Origin of the sequence: Nocardia salmonicida, assembly GCF_036142455.1 — a bacterium.
Lineage (GTDB): Bacteria > Actinomycetota > Actinomycetes > Mycobacteriales > Mycobacteriaceae > Nocardia > Nocardia salmonicida.
On the sequence record NZ_CP108014.1, the window covers coordinates 5,527,488 to 5,545,037 of the forward strand.

Genomic DNA, 17,550 nt, shown 5'->3' on the forward strand with positions numbered 1-17,550 from the left:
TGTGCGCCGGCGCCGCGACCCGCGGCGCCGGCCGACCGTCTACTTCAAACCAGGGTTCTCGGCGTAGATCTCACGAATAACCGACAGGTCGAACAGCTGGTCGGCCTTGATATCGATCTTCGCGGTACGAAGGGCGGCGATGTTCTGCTCGATCAGCGCGTCCGACATCGTCAGCAGTCCGTCGGTCCTGGTCGACGCGGAGACGACCAGGTCGTTCTGCGCGGTGGCCTCCGCGGTCTGCTCGGCCAGGTCGAGCTTCAGGTCCTTGCCGTAGACCTCCACAGCGAGGCGCGCGGACTCGGCGGGACTGGCGACGGCGTCCTTCCAGCCCTTGATCTGGGCGGTCAGGAAGGCTTTGAGCTTGTCGCGCTCGTTGTCGATGGTGTGCTGGCTGACGGTCATCGTCTCGGCAACCAGCGGTAGACCGAAGTCGGCGAACAGGAAGTGGTCGTTGGCGAAGCCCTTGGCGGCCAAGGTGATCGGCTCGTTGGTCACGTAGCTCACCCAGCCGTCGACCTCACCGTTGGCCAGCGGCGTCGGATCGAACTGCGCGGGCACCACGGTCACCTCGCCCGGACTGATGCCGTTGGCGGCCAGCAGGGCACTGAAGATGAGCTGGTTGGTGTCCTGCACGCCGATCTTGCGGCCCTTCATCTCCGCGGGCGTCTTTATCGGTTTGCCTGCCGAGCTGACAATCGCGAACGGGTTCTTCTGATAGGTCGCACCGACGATCTTGGCGGGCAGTCCTTCGAGCACGGCGGGCGCGGTGGTCTGCGGCGCGGAAAGGCCGAGCCAGATCTTGCCGGTATCGAGGCCCGCTTCCACCGAAGTCGACGCCGCGCCACCCGCGACGAGATCTACCGCACCGAATCCCGCATCTTTGAAATAGCCCTTCGAATCGGCGAAATACTCACCCGCGAATTCGATGTTCTTGATCCACGACAACTGGATAGCGACCTTGCCGAATTTCGAGCCGTCGTCGGTCGAGCCGTTCGAGGATGTGCTCGAACCGCTGCCACACGCGGCGAGCAATCCGGCGCCGCCGAGCGCGGCGCCGGTCAATGCGGAAAAGCGGAGAAAGGAACGACGGTCGACACTGTTCATACGCAGAATCTAGATTCGCCGCGTTTCGTTCTCTTTGCCGTCACGTTCCACCCACTATTCCTACTTTCCAGCGTTCGGACCGAAACGCGCGAGCACCACGTTCTCGAGCACTCCGACAATCGCGTACAGCAGCACCGACACCACCGTGACGACCACGATGGACGCCCACAGCCGGTTGTACTGGAACATCGGGATGGCCCGCACCAGGCTCGCGCCCAATCCTGTTCCACTACCGAGCCATTCACCCAGCAGGGCGCCGATCAGCGCACCGGGCACCGAGATCCTGGCCGCGGCGAACACCGACGGCAGCGCGGCGGGCACCGCGACCATCCGCAGCCGGGTCCAGCGCGTGCCGCCGTAGGCCGTCACCAATTCCATTGCCTGCCTCGGTGCTTCGCGGAGACCCGTCATGATCATCACCAGGGCGGGGAAGAACACGACGATCGCCGTCAGCACCGTCACCCCCGCCGTGCCACGGCCGAAGATCAGCACGACGATCGGACACAGGGCGACCAGCGGCACCGAACGCAACAGCATCGCGACCGGCATGAACGTCTGCCGCACAGCCGAATACAGCACGAACAGCGCGGCAACGCCGAGCGCGCCCGCCATTCCGACGAGAAAGCCCGATGCCGCGTCGCGCAGGGTGATCGCGAGGTCGTCGAGAATCGCCTGCCGTGCCGTCGCCGCACCCGCCGAGGTCACCAGGTAGGCCCAGACATCCGCCGGTGTCTTGCCCACCCGTGGACCGATCTGCGGGAACAGGCGAAGGAACAGCGTCCAGATGACGAGCAGCAGGATCAGCGAACTCGCCAGCGGCAGCAGGAAGCGGCCGATCCTGCGCAAGACGGTGGTGGTCATCGCGTCGACTCCTCGGCGGTCGCCGTCCACGGCGTGATCAGTCGGGCCGCACCCGCCACCAGCAGGTAGCCGAGCCCGGCCAGTGCGGCGGCGGCGATCGCCATGCCCCAGGTGCGTGGCACGTTGTAGGCGGTCTGCGCCGCGGTGAGCGCGACTCCGATGCCGCTGTCGACGCCGCCCAGGTACTCACCGATGATCGCACCGAGCACAGCCGACGGCGCGGCGATCTTCAAGGCGGCGAACGTATTCGGCAGCGCCGCGATGGATTGGACGCGATACAGCCGCTGCCAGCGGCCACCGCCGTAGGCGCGCACCAGATCCAGGCTCGCCGGATCCGCCGAGCGCAATCCGGTCACCGCGCCGACCATGGTGGTGAAGAAGCAGTACATCGCGGCCAGGAACACCGTGGGTGTGCGTCCACCGAACACCACCAGGATGATCGGGCCGAGCGCCACCAGCGGCGTGCAGTAGCTCAGGATGGCCAATTGGGTGGCGAGGGGTTCGATCCGCGGTACCACCATGATCAGCGCCGCGATCCCGATCGCCAGCAGATTCCCCCACAGGAAGCCCTGCACCGCCCCGATCGCGGTGACCTGGAAGTTGGGCCCGTAGAGCCCCCACCCGTCCGACCACATGGTGGAAAGGACTCGCCACGGCGTGGGAATCGTCCCGCCCGCGGTGCCCGCGGCGGCCAGCGCCCACCACAGCGCGATCAGCGCCACCACGCCCAGCGCACCGGCCGCGCGGCCCGTGCCCGCGCTCACGCGACCCCACCCCGCCCGAACAGCAACTCGGACAGGTAGTCACAGAGCTTGTGGAATTCCGGGGTCCGCATCATCTCGGGTGTGCGCGGTCGCGGCAGGTCGATCTCGACCAGTTCCAGTACCCGGCCCGGTCGTGGACTCATCACCGCCACCACATCGGAGAGGAACACCGCCTCGCCGATGCCGTGGGTGACCATCAGCGTCGTCGCGGGCTTCTCGGTCCAGATGCGCAGCAGTTCCAGGTTCAATCGCTGCCTGGTCATGTCGTCGAGCGCGCCGAACGGTTCGTCGAGCAGCAGCACCGACGGCTGCACGACCAGTGCCCGAGCGATCGAAACCCGTTGGCGCATACCGCCGGACAGCTGCGCGGGCTTGGCCTTCTCGAACCCTTCGAGGCCGACCAGCGCGATCAGCTCGGCGATCCGGTCCGGTGCGGCGGGCAGCCCGGCCACCTGCAACGGCAGCCCGATATTGGATTCCACGCTGCGCCACGGCAGCAATGCCGAATCCTGGAACGCGATACCCAGCTGATGACCGCCGCGCAATTGTTCCGGGGACAGGCCGTTGATCCGGGCGGTACCCGCGCTCGGTTCGTCGAGGCCGGCCAGAATCCGCAACACCGTCGATTTGCCGCAGCCCGACGGCCCGAGCAATGCCAGGAATGCACCGTGCGAAGTCCGCAAATCGACCGAGTCCAGCGCGCCGACCGTGTTGCGGCCTACCTTGAAGGTCTTGCTCAACCCACTGATCTCGATCCCGGCGGTAGCGCTGCCGGGGATTTCCTTACCCATGCTCGTCACCATAAGAGCGGCTGGTTGCGGCGGCATTTCCGAATCGGAGCCCAGATTGCGCCCCCGTAAACCGTGCTCGAGGTCACCATAAAAGTGAACCGGTAACGATTCGCTCATGTGAGAGGACATAGAGTGTCGGAGGATCTGACAGCCCTGCGAGCGCCGAGCGCATATGCTCTCGACGACCGGGGGAAGCACTGCGATGACGTGCCCGACAGGGCCCGTGGACTGGAACCGACTGTTCGATGAAGCTCTCTGCACTACGTACCGTGGCCGCGCTGCGCACCACCGCCGTGGCTCTGACCGCCGCATTGTCGGTGGCCGTTGTCGCCGGTGGCGCCGCGACCGCCGAGCCCGAGAAGCCCTCAGCCGTGTCGTCCATCGTCAAAGACGGACGCGTGTGGCACCTGAAGGTGTATTCGGCGGCGATGAAGAAGGACATCACGATCGACGTGCAGCGCCCCGTCGACGAGTCGAAGCCCGCCCCCAACTTCTACATGCTCAACGGCCTCGACGGCGGCGAGGGCACCGCCAGCTGGGCCGCGCAGACCCAGGCGCTCGGCTTCCTGTCCGACAAGCAGGTCAATGTCATCCAGCCGATCGGTGGTCGCGGCAGCTACTACACCGACTGGAAGCAAGACGACCCCAAGCTCGGCCTGAACAAGTGGAGCACCTTCTTCACCCAGGAGCTCCCGCCGCTGCTCGACGGCGCCCTCAACTCGACCGGCCTGAACTCGCTGGCCGGGCTGTCCACCTCCGGCACCTCGGTGCTGCAGCTGGCCGAGGCCAACCCGGGTCTGTTCAAGTCCGTCGCCGCCTACAGTGGCTGTGCGCAGATCGCCGACCCGATGGGCAAGCAGGCCGTCAAGTTCTCCGTGGAGACCTGGGCCGGCGGCAAGACCGCGAACATGTACGGCCCGGACAACGATGCGGCGTGGGTCGACAACGACCCGGTCATCAACGCCGAGAAGCTGCGCGGCACCAACCTCTACATCTCCAGCGGTAGCGGCATGCCGACCAACGCCGACGTGGCCTACTACCTCAACGGTTCGCCCGGCCCGATGGGCGTGATCAACCTCGGTCTCGGAATCGGCATCGAAGCGGCGACCAACGCTTGCAGCCAGAACCTGAAGACCAAGCTGGACTCGCTGGGTATCCCGGCGACCTACCAGTTCACCCCGATGGGCACCCACTACTGGCCGTACTGGGAGCAGGCGCTGCACGAGTCGTGGCCGCTGCTCGCTCAGGGCATGGGTATCTGATTTCTCACTGAAAAGCGGGAGGCATCCGGATTCGGATGTCTCCCGCTTTTGCGTTGTCGCCGACTACGCGGTGGGCGCGACCGCGGTGCGCACCGTGAGCCCGGAGCGGATGAAATAGGCGATCTCCTCGCAGATCTCGTCGACCGAGATCGCGTCGCCGGGGACGGTGGCGTGCACCATCTCCTGGGCGAGCGAATTCACCGCGCCGATTACCGCGAGGCCGAACAGGTGCAGGCTGCGCGATTCCGCCTCGCCGCGCTCGGCGGCCCGTTGCGCTTCGCGCGTGAGCAGGGCCGAAATCGACCGTCGCTGTGCGCGCCGCCATTCCTCCACCACCGGACTCACCCCGACGACCTCGACATAGAACACCCGCGCCGCCCGGCGATCACGGCAGGTCACCGCGAGGAACGCACGGAAACTCTCCACCACGCGCACCACCAGCGGCTGTTCACTGGTGCTTTCCAAGGCTTCGTCGAGGCGGCGCAACGCGGCCGCGTTCAACCGGTCGACGAGTGCGATCAACAATGCCTCGCGGCTACCGATGTCTTCGTAGAAACTGCGGGTCGACACATTCGCGGTCGCACACAGTCGCTCGATCGAGGTCGACGAATATCCCTGGGTACCGAATAGTTCCAGCGCCGCGTCGGTCAACCTGTTGCGGCGTAGCGCTACTCGCTGCTGGCGCGACAATCCACCGTAACTACGACCACTATCGGTTACATCCGCACGCCGAACCACGGATGCATGCTAGCGCGCGATCGCCCGGTAGCCAGTCGATTCGCCATTGTCGCCACCAGCGAATTCCGCTGGCGCGACGGAATTGTCGAACGGGGTGATCAATTCTGTTCGATAGTGGGTTCGCCGTCGTCGAGCGGCTCGTCCAACGGCCAGCCACCGGCGGCCAGATGCGAAGCCACCCGCGAGACATCGTCGGGCGCGGGCTGCTGCTTCGCGAAATCGGCGATGGCAGCGGCGATATCGGCCTCGCTGATCTTTTCGCCCTCGCGGCTGGCTTCGACCAGCCGCTCTCCGATCACCACCACCTCGTAGTCGGTGAGGTGGCGGTGCAGCACCGCGAACAACGCGACGTAGTCCGACTGCGGAATACCCTGCGGATACCCGGCACGCAACCAACCGAGCACCCGAGAGAGCAGGTTGCCGCGAACCGAGGGGCTCGGCGAGGCGGGGTTCGGATCGGTCATGGCTTCCTCACTCATGATTGGCCGAACAGGTGGATGCCGAACTGGTGGGCGATGAATGCCTTGGCGGTGAACAGGATTCCGGTGATCACCACGACGACGATGAGGACCAGGCAGGTCAGCGCACCGGCCAGCGCCGGATAGTTGCGCCGAACTCGACCCTCGGCGTCGACGGTCTCGGCATTGGCCCACCACCGCACGGCGTAAGCGAAAACGGCGGGTACCCCCGCGCCGAAGATCAGCGCGGCGAGCACCACTTCCCACAGTGAACTCAGATTGGTGATCACGGTGTGCACGATCGCTCCCCTCTACCCGGCATGGTTCTGGTCGATCGGCGACGGTGCCGAGGCGGGTGGCTGATGGCCGTCGGGCCATTCGTTCACATTGTGGGTGCCGACCGGGTCCCGGCGCGACCGGAGATAGATTCCCAGCGCCCCGGCGATCAGGAGACCGAAGACCACGAGGACGCCGGGGAGCCCACCGATGAGGTGGGCGATCACCCAGCAGATCGCGCCGACGATGCCCGCCATCGGCAGGGTGAGCAGCCAGGCGACGGCCATCCGGCCCATCACACGCCAGCGCACCTCCGCGCCCTTGCCGATGCCGGTACCGAGGATCGCGCCGGTCGCGGTCTGCGTGGTCGACAGCGGCAGGCCGAAGTGCGCCGAGGTGAGGATGATCGCCGCCGAGGTCGACTCGGCGGCCAGACCCTGCGGCGACTCGATCTCGACCAGGCCCTTACCGAGGGTCCTGATGATCCGCCAGCCGCCGAGATAGGTACCGAGGGCGATCGCGACCGCGCAGGAAGCCATCACCCACAGCGGCATGTGGTCGTCCTTGCCCAGTGAGCCGTAGGCGACCAGCGCGAGGAAGATGATGCCCATCGTCTTCTGCGCGTCGTTGGTGCCGTGCGCCAGCGAGACCAGTGAGGCCGAGCCGATCTGTCCCCAGCGGAATCCCTCGTCGGTCTTCCCCCGGTCGACGCCGTGGGTGATCCGGTACACCAGGAAGATGCCGATGGCCGCCACCATGGCCGCGATCACCGGCGCGAGCAGCGCGGGCAGCACGATCTTGATCAGCACGCCGTCCGACCCCGATGCCCAGATCACGCCGTTCCAGCCCAGCGCGGCGATCGTCGAGCCGATCAGCCCGCCGAACAGCGCGTGCGACGAACTCGACGGCAGGCCGAGCAGCCAGGTCAACAAATTCCACAGGATGCCGCCGACCAGGCCGGCGAAGACGATGACCAGCAGGTCGTGTCCACTCACATCGTCCAATTTCACAATGCCCTTGGCCACAGTCGCCGCCACCGATACCGACAGGAACGCACCGATCAGATTCAGCACACCGGAGAGGGCTACCGCCGTCTTCGGCTTCAGAGCGCCGGTGGCGATCGACGTCGCCATGGCATTGGCCGTGTCGTGGAATCCGTTGGTGAAGTCGAATGCGAGAGCTGTGGCGATGACGATCAACAGGATCATTAATTCGGCGCTCACCCGAACAGTGTGTCGTATGCTGCCGCCGGATTGCCAAACTGTTGCGGGTCGGTCTCCTGAACAGCGCTGACCTCAGCCGAGTGCGCGCACCGCGTCGATAACATCGGCCTGGGCGGGTTCCTTGTCCGGCCGATAACGGACCACTCTGGCGAAGCGCAGCGCCACCCCGCCGGGATATCGGGTACTGGTCTGGACGCCGTCGAGCGCGATCTCGACGACGAGTTCGGGGCGCAGGTACACGGTCTGACCGTCACGGTGGGTTTCGTGGCGCGGGAATTCCTCGGTCTGCCAGCGCAGCAGTTCGTCGGTGAGGCCCTTGAAGGTCTTGCCGACCATCACCGGCTCGCCGGTCTCCGGATCGCGGGCGGCCAGATGCAGATTGGACAGCAACCCGGTGCGGCGGCCGTAGCCCCATTCGGCGCCGATCACCAGTAGGTCGAGGGTGTGCGCGGGTTTGATCTTCTGCCAGGCCTTGCCGCGTCGGCCCGCGGCGTAGGGGGCATCGAGCGCCTTGACCATCACGCCCTCGTTGCCCACGGCGAGTGCGTCGTCATAGCAGTCGGCGGCGGCCTCCGGCGTCGGCGCGATGAGCGCGGGGATGCTGTGGTCGCCCGCGACCTGCTCGAGCGCGATGCGGCGCACACGCAGTGGCTCGTCGATGAGGTCGACGCCGTCGAGGTGCAGGCAGTCGAAGAAATAGGGGTGCAGCTGGCGTGGATCGCCGATGGTGGCGAACCTGCTCATCGTCTCCTGGAACGGGCGTGGGCGACCCGAGTCGGTGAGGGCGAGGGTTTCGCCGTCGAGGACCACGGTGGCGCAGTCGAGGGTTCTGACCAGGTCGACGAGTTCGGGGACGCCGGTGGTGATGTCGCGCAGGGTTCTGGTGAACACCCAGACCTGGTCGCCGTCGCGGTGCACTTGGATGCGGGCGCCGTCGAGCTTGTGTTCGACACTGATGTCGGAGCCCAGTTCGGCGAGGGCCTCGTCCAGTGAGCCGCCGGGCGAGGCGAGCATCGGCGCCACGGGTCGGCCTACCTCGAGCCGGAATGCCGACAGTGCTGGTTCGCCCCCGGCGAGCGCGGCGATCGCGGTGGTGGGGAGTTGGCCGGAGAGCATGTGGGCGCGGCGCACCACGTCGACCGGGATACCGGTGGACTGGGCGAGCGCCTCGACGACAATCGCGGTGAGCGCGCCCTGGCGCACTTCACCGGTGAGCAGGCGGATCAGGAAGGACTGCTCTTCCTCGGTCGCCGCGGTGAACAGCGCGGTGAGCAATGCGCGCCGCCGGTTGGTCGAGCCTTTGCCGTTCAGTCCGGTGAGCTGGGTGAAGATGTCGTCCACCGCGCCGACGGTGAGGCTCGCCTCGCTGCTCGGCGGCGTATCGAGCCCGGTCACCGTGCGCCACCCGGCCCCGATCCGGCCCTGCACCAGCTCACCGGACAACCACGCGACCACGGTGCCGATCTCGGCGGGCCCGGCGGCACCGAAGAGCTCGGCCAGCGCGGCGGTTTTCGCCTTGCGCGACCGAGTCGCTCGCACGGCAGCGGAGGCCGTGACGACATCGCTGAACAGCACCTCACGACAGTATCGCGAGGGTGTGACACAGAGCTCGAGGCCGTTGTTAAGAATCCTTTGGCAAGCCTGCGAAAGGCCCTTAAACTGGACATATGGCCAAGACCTATGTCGGAGCGCGGCTGCGCCAGCTGCGTACCGAACGTGGGCTGAGCCAGGTGGCGCTCGCGCAGAAACTGGAGATCTCGGCCAGCTATCTGAACCAGATCGAACACGACGTGCGACCGCTCACCGTGCCGGTGCTGACGCGCATCAACGAGGTCTTCGGCGTCGACCCCACCTTCTTCTCCGCCCAGGACGACACCCGCCTGATCGCCGAGTTGTCCGAAGTCGTGATGGACGCCGAGCTCGGCATCGAGGCCGACACCCAGCAGATCGCCGACATGGTCTCCGCGCATCCGTCGATGGCGCGCGCCCTGGTGGCCATGCACAACCGCTACCGCAACACCAGCGCGCAGCTGGCCGCCGCCACCGAGGACCGGTTCGCCGACGGCTCCGGCAGCGCCGCGATCAGCAAGCCGCACGAGGAAGTGCGCGACTACTTCTATCAGCGCCAGAACTACATCCACGAATTAGACACCGCCGCAGAGGATCTCACCGCGCGTATCCGATTCCACGGTGGCGAGGTGAGCACCGAGATCGTGCGTCTGCTGCGCGCGCACGGCGTGCGGATCAGCGAGCGCATCGACCTCGGCGAGGGCGTCCTGCACCATTTCGACCCCGAGACCAAGCAGCTCGAGATCTCCCCGCATCTGTCCGGTGGCCAACGCACCTTCAAGCTCGCCGCCGAACTGGCCTATCTCGAGTGCGGGCCACTGCTCGAAAAGCTGGTCGACGAAGGCAATTTCGCCTCCGACGCCTCACACAAACTCGCGATGCTCGGACTGGCGAACTACTTCGCGGCCGCGATGGTCCTGCCTTACACGCACTTTCACGAAGTGGCCGAGAATTTCCGCTACGACATCGAGCGCCTGTCAGCGTTCTTCTCGCAGAGTTTCGAAACCATCTGCCACCGCCTCTCGACCCTGCAACGACCGACCCTGCGCGGGGTCCCCTTCTCCTTCGTGCGCGTCGACCGCGCGGGCAATATGTCGAAACGCCAGTCCGCCACCGGTTTCCACTTCTCGGCCAGCGGCGGCACCTGCCCGCTGTGGAACGTCTACGAGACCTTCGCCTATCCCGGCAAGATCATGACCCAGATCGCCCAGATGCCCGACGGCCGCAAATACCTCTGGATCGCGCGAACCGTGGAACGCCGCGCCACCCGTTACGGCCAACCCGGCAAAACCTTCGCCATCGGCCTCGGCTGCGAACTGCGCCACGCTGGCCGCGTCGTCTACGCCGACGGCATCGACCTGGGCGAAGCCAACGCCACCCCCATCGGCGCGGGCTGCCGAGTCTGTGTGCGCTCCAACTGCCCCCAGCGCGCCTTCCCCCCGCTGGGCAAGGCCCTCGATATCAGCGAACACCGCAGCTCGGTCTCGCCGTACCTCATCAAATAGCGCCGCTCACCTCAGAAGGCCTCTTCCGGGACGGCCATGATGTCGTTGTCGATGGTGGCGAGGATGTTCCTGGTGGCGGTGAGCTCGGGAAGCACATTCTTGGCGAAGAAGCTCGCCGCGGCGACTTTGCCCTGATAGAAGGGGCGGTCCCGCGGGGTGGCGTCGGAGGCCAGGGCGGCGGCCGCGATGTCGGCCTGGACCAGCAGGCGCCAGGCGATGAGGAGGTCGCCGACCGACATCAGGAAGCGGACCGAGCCGAGGCCGACCTTGTAGAGCTCGGTGGGCTCGGTCCGGCCCGCCATGGCGTAGCCGGTGAGAGTGGCGGCCATGGCGCCGATGTCGGCCTGGGCGGTGCGCAGCAGGGCGCGCTCGACGGCGAAGCGGCCGGTGTCGTTCTCGAGGTAGGCGCTGATCTGGGCATTCACATGGGCCAATGCCACGCCACGATCGCGAATGATCTTGCGGAAGAAGAAGTCCTGAGCCTGGATCGCCGTGGTGCCCTCGTAGAGCGAGTCGATCTTGGCGTCGCGGATGTACTGCTCGATCGGATAGTCCTGCAAATAGCCGGAGCCGCCGAACGTTTGTAGCGACTCCGTGAGCAACTGATACGCGCGCTCGGATCCGACGCCCTTGACGATCGGCAGCAGCAGATCGTCCACGCGGTGCGCGGTCTCGGGATCGGCACCCGACACCAGCAGCGCCACCTCCGCGTTCTGATGCGCGGCGGTGTACAGATAGACCGCTCGCAGCCCCTCCGCGTATGCCTTCTGCATGGCCAGCGACCGGCGGACATCGGGGTGATGGGTAATGGTGACGCGCGGCGCCGCCTTATCGGCGATCTGCGTCAGATCCGCACCCTGCACCCTCGACTTGGCGTACTCGAGCGCGTTCAGATACCCGGTCGACAACGTCCCGGACGACTTCACACCCACCGTCATCCGAGCGTTCTCGATCACCTTGAACATCTGGGCGATGCCGTTGTGCACATCGCCGACCAGCCAGCCCTTGGCGGGCACCGCGGTGCCGCCGAAGGTCAGTTCGCAGGTCGGTGAGGACTTGATCCCCATCTTGTGCTCGACCCCGGTCAGATACACACCGTTGCGGGCGCCCGGTTCGAGCGTCACGGGATCGAAGAGGAACTTCGGCACGTAGAACAGCGAGAGCCCCTTGGTGCCGGGGCCCGCGCCCTCGGGGCGGGCGAGCACCAGATGGAACATGTTCTCCGCCGTATCACCCACGTCACCGCCGGAGATGAACCGCTTCACCCCCTCGATGTGCCATGACCCGTCGGGCTGCGGCACAGCCTTGGTCCGACCGGCGCCGACATCGGACCCGGCATCCGGCTCGGTGAGCACCATGGTCGCCTGCCACCCGCGCTCGAACCCGCCCCGAGCCCAGCGCTGCTGTTCGTCGGTGCCGAGTTCGTAGAGCACCGAGCCCATCAGCGGGCCCATGTTGAAGAAGCTGGCCGCCGGGTTGGCACAGATGATGAGCTCGTTGACCGCCCACATCACCACGTTCGGGGCGGCGGTGCCGTCCATACCGGCAGGCATGCCGAGGCGGTGCCAGCCTGCCTCGTGCACCACGTCCACCGTCTTGCGCAGGGGTTCGGGCACGGTGATGTCGTGGGTATCGGGGCGGAAGACCACCGGGTGCCGGTCGGCATCGGCGAACGAGTCCGCGATCGGCCCCTCGGCCAGGTTCTTCACCTCGACGAGGAGCTGACGCACTGTGTCGGAGTCCAGGTCGCCGTAGGCCCCGGTGTCAAGAAGCTTGTCGAGGTTCAGCACCTCGAACAGGTTGAACTCGATGTCACGCACGTTCGCCTTGTAGTGCCCCACGGGGCCCTCCTCGACTGACCGCACACGGCCGATTGCCGTGTGACTCGGCTGCTCGACGTCGTACAAATCGAGCGTGCCGCACCTGCGCGCCCTTACGCAACCGTAGGTACGCCGACCCTTCGGCAGTCCCTCCGGCGAACAATTCACACGGACGAAACAGACGAAACGGGCGCGTGACCGGGAGTCATTCGGGGGCAACAAGTTCCATCTACTGTCTCGAATCACGAATACAGCAGCTGTATACAACTCGGTGTACATCCAGTCGCCGGGAGCAGCGGTGGTGTTCGTTGTGGCGCGTGTGGCGCCGCCGTTACACCTGATGAGGAGAACCGCCCCATGTCTGAATCCCGTTTGGTCAAGGCACTTGTCGTGCCTGCCGCGGTGGCCGTCGCCGGCCTGCTGCTCACCGGCTGTGGTGCTCGCGACGACGCGTCGACCGGCTCGACCGCCGCCTCCTGCGTCGACACCAGCAAGGACACCATCAAGGTGGGCTCGCTGCACTCGCTGTCTGGCACCATGGCCATTTCCGAAGTGACCGTGGCCAATTCGACCAAGCTGGCGATCGACCAGATCAACGCGGCGGGCGGTGTGCTCGGCAAGAAGATCGAGATCGTCCTCGAAGACGGCGCATCCGACCCCAAGACCTTCGCCGAGAAGGCCGAGAAGCTGATCAGTTCCGACTGTGTCGCTTCGGTATTCGGCGGTTGGACCTCATCGAGCCGCAAGGCCATGAAGCCCAAGTTCGAGAGCCTGAACTCGCTGCTCTACTACCCCGTGCAGTACGAGGGTCTGGAAGATTCCAAGAACATCTTCTACACCGGCGCCACCACCAATCAGCAGATCATCCCCGCGCTGGACTACCTGAAGCAGAAGGGCATCAAGTCCCTCTACCTGGTCGGCTCCGACTACGTCTTCCCGCAGACCGCCAACCGCGAGATCAAGGCCTACGCCGCGGCCAACGGCATCGAGATCAAGGGCGAGGACTACACCCCGCTCGGCTCCACCGACTTCTCCACCATCGTCAACAAGGTGCGCGCCGCCAAGGCGGGCGCGGTGTTCAACACCCTCAACGGTGACTCCAACGTCGCCTTCTTCCGCGAGTACACCAACGCGGGCCTGAAAGCCGCTGAGATGCCGGTGGTCTCGGTGTCGATCGCCGAGGAAGAGGTCGCCGGTATCGGCGCGCAGAACATCGCGGGCCAGCTGACGGCCTGGAACTACTACCAGACCGTCGACTCCCCGGCGAACAAGAAGTTCGTCGCCGACTACAAGGCCGCCTTCGGCGCCGACAAGCCCACCTCGGACCCGATGGAAGCCGCCTACGCCTCGGTCTACCTGTGGAAGAACACCGTCGAGAAGGCGAAGTCGTTCGCGGTAGCCGACATTCAGGCCGCGGCCGACGGCGTGAGCTTCGACGCCCCGGAGGGCACCGTCACCATCGACGGCTCCAACCACCACATCACCAAGACCGCCCGCATCGGTGAGATCCGTCCCGACGGCCTGATCTACACCGTCTGGGATTCCGGCAAGGCCATCACCCCCGACCCGTACCTGAAGTCCTACGAGTGGGCCAAGGGCCTCAAGTAAGTAGCCCGACAGATGTGGGACGCGCGATGCGCGCGTCCCACATCGCCCCATCTCCAAGGAGTCCACTGCAATGGACGTGCTGATCAGTCAGCTCTTCACAGGGTTGAGTCTGGGATCCATTCTTCTGCTCGCCGCGCTCGGTCTGTCACTGACCTTCGGTCAGATGGGCGTCATCAATATGGCGCACGGCGAATTCATCATGGCCGGTTGCTACACCACTTATGTTGTGCAGCAGGTCTTCTCGTCGGCCGGAGTTTCGCTGGTCGTGTCCCTGCTGGTGGGCTTCCTCATCGGCGGCCTGCTCGGCGCCGCCCTGGAGATGGGGCTCATCCGCTACATGTACGACCGCCCGCTCGACACGCTGCTCGTCACCTTCGGTGTCGGACTCGTGCTGCAGCAGGCCGCGCGTGACATCTTCGGCGCGCCCGCCAAGAACGTGCTGGTGCCCGAATGGCTCAGTGGCGGCATCACTATCGCCGGCGCGGTCGTGCCGAAGACCCGCATCTTCATCCTCGTGCTGGCGATCGTCGCGGTGACCACCCTGGCCGCGGTGCTCAAGACCACGCCCATGGGCCGACGGATCCGCGCCGTCGTGCAGAACCGCGGACTCGCCGAAACCAGTGGAATCTCGAGCAGATTCACCGATATCAGCACGTTCTTCATCGGCTCCGGGCTGGCCGGTGTCGCCGGTGTCGCGCTCACGCTGATCGGTTCGACCAGCCCCACCATCGGCCAGAGCTATCTGATCGACGCGTTCCTGGTGGTCGTGATCGGTGGCCTCGGCCAGATCAAGGGCACGGTGATCGCGGCGTTCGCGCTCGGCCTGCTCAACTCGTTCATCGAATACTCCACCACCGCGTCCATCGCGAAGGTGATCGTGTTCGTGCTGATCGTCATCTTCCTGCAGGTCCGCCCGCAGGGCCTGTTCACCGTGCGGACGAGGAGCCTGGCATGACCGCACTCACCGAACGTCTCCGCGAATATCCGCGGCTCACCCCACTACTCGGCTTCGGCGTTGCCGCGATCCTGCTATTCGCTGTCGCGCCGGCGGTTCTGAGCGACTTCCGCTTGAACCTGCTCGCCAAGTTCCTCTGCTTCGCCATCGTGGCGGCGGGCATCGGATTGGCTTGGGGCCGTGGCGGAATGCTCACCCTGGGCCAGGGCGTGTTCTTCGGCGTCGGCGCCTACATCATGGCCATGCACATGCAGCTCGCCGACGCCGCCCGCCTCGGCAACGACGTCCCCGAGTTCATGGAGATCTCCGGCATCAGCGAACTGCCGGGATTCTGGCAGCCGTTCAGTTCCGCGCCGGTGGCGATTCTCGGCATCCTGGTGCTGCCCGCGCTGGTCGCCGCGGTACTCGGGTACGGCGTGTTCAAGCGCCGGGTGCGCGGCGCCTACTTCGCCATCCTGAGCCAGGCGCTGGCCGCGGCGCTGGCGATCCTGCTCACCGGCCAGCAGGCCATCGGCGGCTTCACCGGCCTGTCGGACTTCCGCTCCTTCTTCGGATTCCGGCTGTCGGACCCGGCCAACCGGCAGATGCTGTTCTTCATCGCGTCGGGCACGCTGCTGGTGGTGGTCGCGCTGATCCGCCAGCTCAATCGCAGCCGCTACGGCGAACTGCTGGTGGCGGTGCGAGACGCCGAGGAGCGGGTGCGCTTCCTCGGCTACGACCCGGCCAATATCAAGATCGTCGCCTATGTGGTGGCGGCGTTCCTGGCCGGTATCGCCGGTGCGCTGTTCACTCCGATCGTCGGCATCATCTCCCCCGCCGACATCGGCGTCATCCCGTCGATCGCCTTCCTCATCGGTGTCGCCATCGGCGGCCGCACCACGCTGCTCGGGCCGATTCTCGGCGCGATCGGCGTCGCCTGGGCGCAGACCTCGCTGTCGGAGCAGTTCCCGTCGGGCTGGACCTACATGCAGGGCATCCTGTTCATCGTGGTCGTCGGCTTCATCCCCGCCGGGCTGGCCGGACTGTGGCCGATGTTCAAGGGCTGGCTCGACAGTCGCAAGAAGTTGCCGCCCGCACCGGAAGAACCCGCCCCGGTCGTGATCGAGGAAGAGGTGCACGCGCGATGACACTCGAACCCAAAGCCGGCGGCAACGCGGGCATGGACAGCGACTACCTCGAAATCCGCGGCCTCTCGGTGAGTTTCGACGGATTCAAGGCGGTCACCGAGGTCGATCTCACGGTGCTGCAGGGCGACCTGCGGTTCCTGATCGGCCCGAACGGCGCGGGCAAGACCACGCTGATCGACGCCATCACCGGCCTCGTTCCGGCCACCGGTTCGGCGCAGAAGTCGGGCACCGAACTGCTCGGCAAGAAGGTGCACCAGATCGCGCGTCTCGGCATCGGGCGCACGTTCCAGACGGCCAGCGTCTTCGAACAGCTGACCGTGTTGCAGAACCTGGATATCGCGGCGGGCGCGGGGCGTTCGGCCTGGTCGCTGCTGCGCACCCGCAAGTCGGTCCTGCCCAGCATCGAAGAGGCTTTGGAGACAACGGGTCTCACCGCACTGCGCGACAAGCCCGCCGGGGTACTCGCGCACGGGCAGAAGCAGTGGCTCGAGATCGGCATGCTGCTGGTGCAGAACGCGTCGGTGCTGCTGCTCGACGAGCCCGTCGCGGGCATGAGCGCCGAGGAGCGCGAGGAGACCGGAAACCTGTTGCGCCGCATCGGCAGTGATCGCGTGGTGATCGTCGTCGAGCACGACATGGACTTCATGCGGTCCTTCGCCACCTCGGTCACCGTACTCGCGGGCGGCAAGGTGCTCAGCGAGGGCAGCGTGGAACAGGTGCAGGCCGATCCGAAGGTGCAAGAGGTCTATCTCGGCACCGCGACTCTGGTTACGACAGACAAGGAGTCGGCCGATGCTTGAGCTACACGACATCCGTTCCGGATACGGGCGCACCGAGGTCATCCACGGCGTCAGCATGACCGTGCCCGACGACAGCGTGGTCGCGATCATGGGCCACAACGGCGCGGGCAAGACCACGCTGCTGCGCGCCGCGGTGGGACTGCTGCCCACCAAGTCGGGGACCATCACCTTCAACGGCGAGAAGATCACCAAACTCTCACCCTCGCAACGGGTCAAGCGCGGCATCGGCTATGTGCCGCAGGGCCAGCAGAGCTTCGGGCAGCTGACCACCGCCGAGAACCTCCAGGTGGTCGCGGACGGGCGCAAGCGCGGCAAGGCGCTGATCGACGAATCCCTCGATCTGTTCCCCGCGCTGAAGGACCTGCTCACCCGCAAGGCGGGCCTGCTCTCGGGCGGTCAACGCCAGCAACTGGCCATCGCGCGGGCCCTCATCACCGAGCCGAAGCTGCTCATCCTCGACGAACCGACCGAGGGCATCCAGCCGTCGGTGGTCGCCGAAATCGAGCGCACCATCATCGAATTGACGCAGCGCGGCGGCTTGAGCGTGCTGCTGGTGGAGCAGCACATCGGCTTCGCACTGCAGGCCGCGCAGCAGTACTACGTGCTGCATTCGGGACATCTCGGCTCGACCGGGGCAGGCGGGGCAGGCGCGGAATCCGCGGTCCGCGCGGCGATGGCGATCTGATCGC

Annotated in this window: 17 protein-coding genes; 7 read left to right on the plus strand and 10 right to left on the minus strand. The window is 66.1% G+C overall.

What is annotated here, in order from left to right:
- Nucleotides 1-39: 39 nt before the first annotated feature.
- The 4 genes from OHS03_RS25855 to OHS03_RS25870 are packed head-to-tail and all read right to left on the minus strand — an operon-like array spanning nucleotide 40 to nucleotide 3,520.
- The gene (locus tag OHS03_RS25855; protein WP_063004064.1) at nucleotides 40-1,104 is read right to left on the minus strand and encodes an ABC transporter substrate-binding protein; all 1,065 of its coding nucleotides are present in this window, start codon (nucleotides 1,102-1,104) and stop codon (nucleotides 40-42) included.
- Nucleotides 1,105-1,164: 60 nt separating this feature from the next.
- Nucleotides 1,165-1,965 (minus strand): ABC transporter permease, encoded by an 801-nt coding sequence (locus tag OHS03_RS25860; RefSeq protein ID WP_063054520.1) that lies wholly within the window; start codon nucleotides 1,963-1,965, stop codon nucleotides 1,165-1,167.
- Nucleotides 1,962-2,729 (minus strand): ABC transporter permease, encoded by a 768-nt coding sequence (locus OHS03_RS25865; protein ID WP_056814662.1) that lies wholly within the window; start codon nucleotides 2,727-2,729, stop codon nucleotides 1,962-1,964. Before OHS03_RS25865 ends, OHS03_RS25860 begins: the two co-directional genes overlap by 4 nt.
- The gene (locus OHS03_RS25870; RefSeq protein WP_328657667.1) at nucleotides 2,726-3,520 is read right to left on the minus strand and encodes an ABC transporter ATP-binding protein; all 795 of its coding nucleotides are present in this window, start codon (nucleotides 3,518-3,520) and stop codon (nucleotides 2,726-2,728) included. The genes OHS03_RS25865 and OHS03_RS25870 overlap by 4 nt, the downstream gene beginning before the upstream one ends.
- A gap of 245 nt (nucleotides 3,521-3,765) precedes the next feature.
- Here OHS03_RS25870 and OHS03_RS25875 point away from each other — a divergent pair, with 245 nt between their 5' ends.
- A complete protein-coding gene (locus OHS03_RS25875) occupies nucleotides 3,766-4,782 on the plus strand; it encodes an alpha/beta hydrolase (protein WP_328657669.1) in 1,017 nt (338 codons plus the stop codon).
- A 63-nt stretch (nucleotides 4,783-4,845) separates the two neighbouring features.
- On the opposite strand, the gene OHS03_RS25880 is transcribed toward OHS03_RS25875, so the two are convergent.
- From OHS03_RS25880 to OHS03_RS25900, 5 genes are all read right to left on the minus strand, one after another.
- A complete protein-coding gene (locus tag OHS03_RS25880) occupies nucleotides 4,846-5,472 on the minus strand; it encodes a TetR/AcrR family transcriptional regulator (protein ID WP_328657672.1) in 627 nt (208 codons plus the stop codon).
- Between the two features lie 146 nt (nucleotides 5,473-5,618).
- Complete coding sequence (locus OHS03_RS25885; RefSeq protein ID WP_056816253.1) at nucleotides 5,619-5,984, minus strand: DUF3349 domain-containing protein; 366 nt, start codon at nucleotides 5,982-5,984, stop codon at nucleotides 5,619-5,621.
- An 11-nt stretch (nucleotides 5,985-5,995) separates the two neighbouring features.
- Nucleotides 5,996-6,277 (minus strand): hypothetical protein, encoded by a 282-nt coding sequence (locus OHS03_RS25890; protein WP_056814674.1) that lies wholly within the window; start codon nucleotides 6,275-6,277, stop codon nucleotides 5,996-5,998.
- 12 nt (nucleotides 6,278-6,289) lie between these two features.
- Nucleotides 6,290-7,477: an inorganic phosphate transporter gene (locus tag OHS03_RS25895; protein ID WP_328657674.1), complete on the minus strand. Its 1,188-nt coding sequence runs from the start codon at nucleotides 7,475-7,477 to the stop codon at nucleotides 6,290-6,292.
- Between the two features lie 72 nt (nucleotides 7,478-7,549).
- Nucleotides 7,550-9,052: an ATP-dependent DNA ligase gene (locus OHS03_RS25900; RefSeq protein ID WP_328657676.1), complete on the minus strand. Its 1,503-nt coding sequence runs from the start codon at nucleotides 9,050-9,052 to the stop codon at nucleotides 7,550-7,552.
- Between the two features lie 92 nt (nucleotides 9,053-9,144).
- Between OHS03_RS25900 and ramB the strand changes: the two genes are divergently transcribed.
- Entirely contained in the window at nucleotides 9,145-10,551 is a 1,407-nt protein-coding gene (gene ramB, locus OHS03_RS25905) for an acetate metabolism transcriptional regulator RamB (protein WP_056814684.1), read from the plus strand.
- An 11-nt stretch (nucleotides 10,552-10,562) separates the two neighbouring features.
- Here ramB and OHS03_RS25910 read toward each other — a convergent pair whose 3' ends face one another.
- Nucleotides 10,563-12,392, minus strand: coding sequence for an acyl-CoA dehydrogenase (locus OHS03_RS25910; protein ID WP_328657678.1), 1,830 nt, complete (start codon nucleotides 12,390-12,392; stop codon nucleotides 10,563-10,565).
- Between the two features lie 336 nt (nucleotides 12,393-12,728).
- On the opposite strand from OHS03_RS25910, the gene urtA reads away from it, so the two are divergent.
- From urtA to urtE, 5 genes are all read left to right on the plus strand, one after another.
- Nucleotides 12,729-13,979 (plus strand): urea ABC transporter substrate-binding protein, encoded by a 1,251-nt coding sequence (gene urtA / locus OHS03_RS25915; protein WP_056814694.1) that lies wholly within the window; start codon nucleotides 12,729-12,731, stop codon nucleotides 13,977-13,979.
- Nucleotides 13,980-14,049: 70 nt separating this feature from the next.
- Entirely contained in the window at nucleotides 14,050-14,934 is an 885-nt protein-coding gene (gene urtB / locus OHS03_RS25920; protein ID WP_056814698.1) for an urea ABC transporter permease subunit UrtB, read from the plus strand.
- Nucleotides 14,931-16,061 (plus strand): urea ABC transporter permease subunit UrtC, encoded by a 1,131-nt coding sequence (gene urtC, locus OHS03_RS25925; protein ID WP_062986281.1) that lies wholly within the window; start codon nucleotides 14,931-14,933, stop codon nucleotides 16,059-16,061. The genes urtB and urtC overlap by 4 nt, the downstream gene beginning before the upstream one ends.
- Nucleotides 16,058-16,861 (plus strand): urea ABC transporter ATP-binding protein UrtD, encoded by an 804-nt coding sequence (gene urtD, locus OHS03_RS25930; RefSeq protein WP_056814703.1) that lies wholly within the window; start codon nucleotides 16,058-16,060, stop codon nucleotides 16,859-16,861. The genes urtC and urtD overlap by 4 nt, the downstream gene beginning before the upstream one ends.
- On the plus strand, nucleotides 16,854-17,546 hold the full coding sequence (urtE, locus tag OHS03_RS25935) for an urea ABC transporter ATP-binding subunit UrtE (protein WP_062986279.1): 693 nt from the start codon (nucleotides 16,854-16,856) through the stop codon (nucleotides 17,544-17,546). The genes urtD and urtE overlap by 8 nt, the downstream gene beginning before the upstream one ends.
- The last annotated feature ends 4 nt before the right edge of the window (nucleotides 17,547-17,550 follow it).

Bases quoted from the DNA above. Each gene is read 5' to 3' on its own strand.
- urtB (WP_056814698.1), top strand. From the start codon at position 14,050: ATGGACGTGCTGATCAGTCAGCTCTTCACAGGGTTGAGTCTGGGATCC.
- urtE (WP_062986279.1), top strand. From the start codon at position 16,854: ATGCTTGAGCTACACGACATCCGTTCCGGATACGGGCGCACCGAGGTC.
- urtD (WP_056814703.1), top strand. From the start codon at position 16,058: ATGACACTCGAACCCAAAGCCGGCGGCAACGCGGGCATGGACAGCGAC.
- OHS03_RS25885 (WP_056816253.1), bottom strand. From the start codon at position 5,984: ATGACCGATCCGAACCCCGCCTCGCCGAGCCCCTCGGTTCGCGGCAAC.
- urtC (WP_062986281.1), top strand. From the start codon at position 14,931: ATGACCGCACTCACCGAACGTCTCCGCGAATATCCGCGGCTCACCCCA.
- urtA (WP_056814694.1), top strand. From the start codon at position 12,729: ATGTCTGAATCCCGTTTGGTCAAGGCACTTGTCGTGCCTGCCGCGGTG.
- OHS03_RS25875 (WP_328657669.1), top strand. From the start codon at position 3,766: ATGAAGCTCTCTGCACTACGTACCGTGGCCGCGCTGCGCACCACCGCC.
- OHS03_RS25870 (WP_328657667.1), bottom strand. From the start codon at position 3,520: ATGGGTAAGGAAATCCCCGGCAGCGCTACCGCCGGGATCGAGATCAGT.
- ramB (WP_056814684.1), top strand. From the start codon at position 9,145: ATGGCCAAGACCTATGTCGGAGCGCGGCTGCGCCAGCTGCGTACCGAA.
- OHS03_RS25855 (WP_063004064.1), bottom strand. From the start codon at position 1,104: ATGAACAGTGTCGACCGTCGTTCCTTTCTCCGCTTTTCCGCATTGACC.
- OHS03_RS25860 (WP_063054520.1), bottom strand. From the start codon at position 1,965: ATGACCACCACCGTCTTGCGCAGGATCGGCCGCTTCCTGCTGCCGCTG.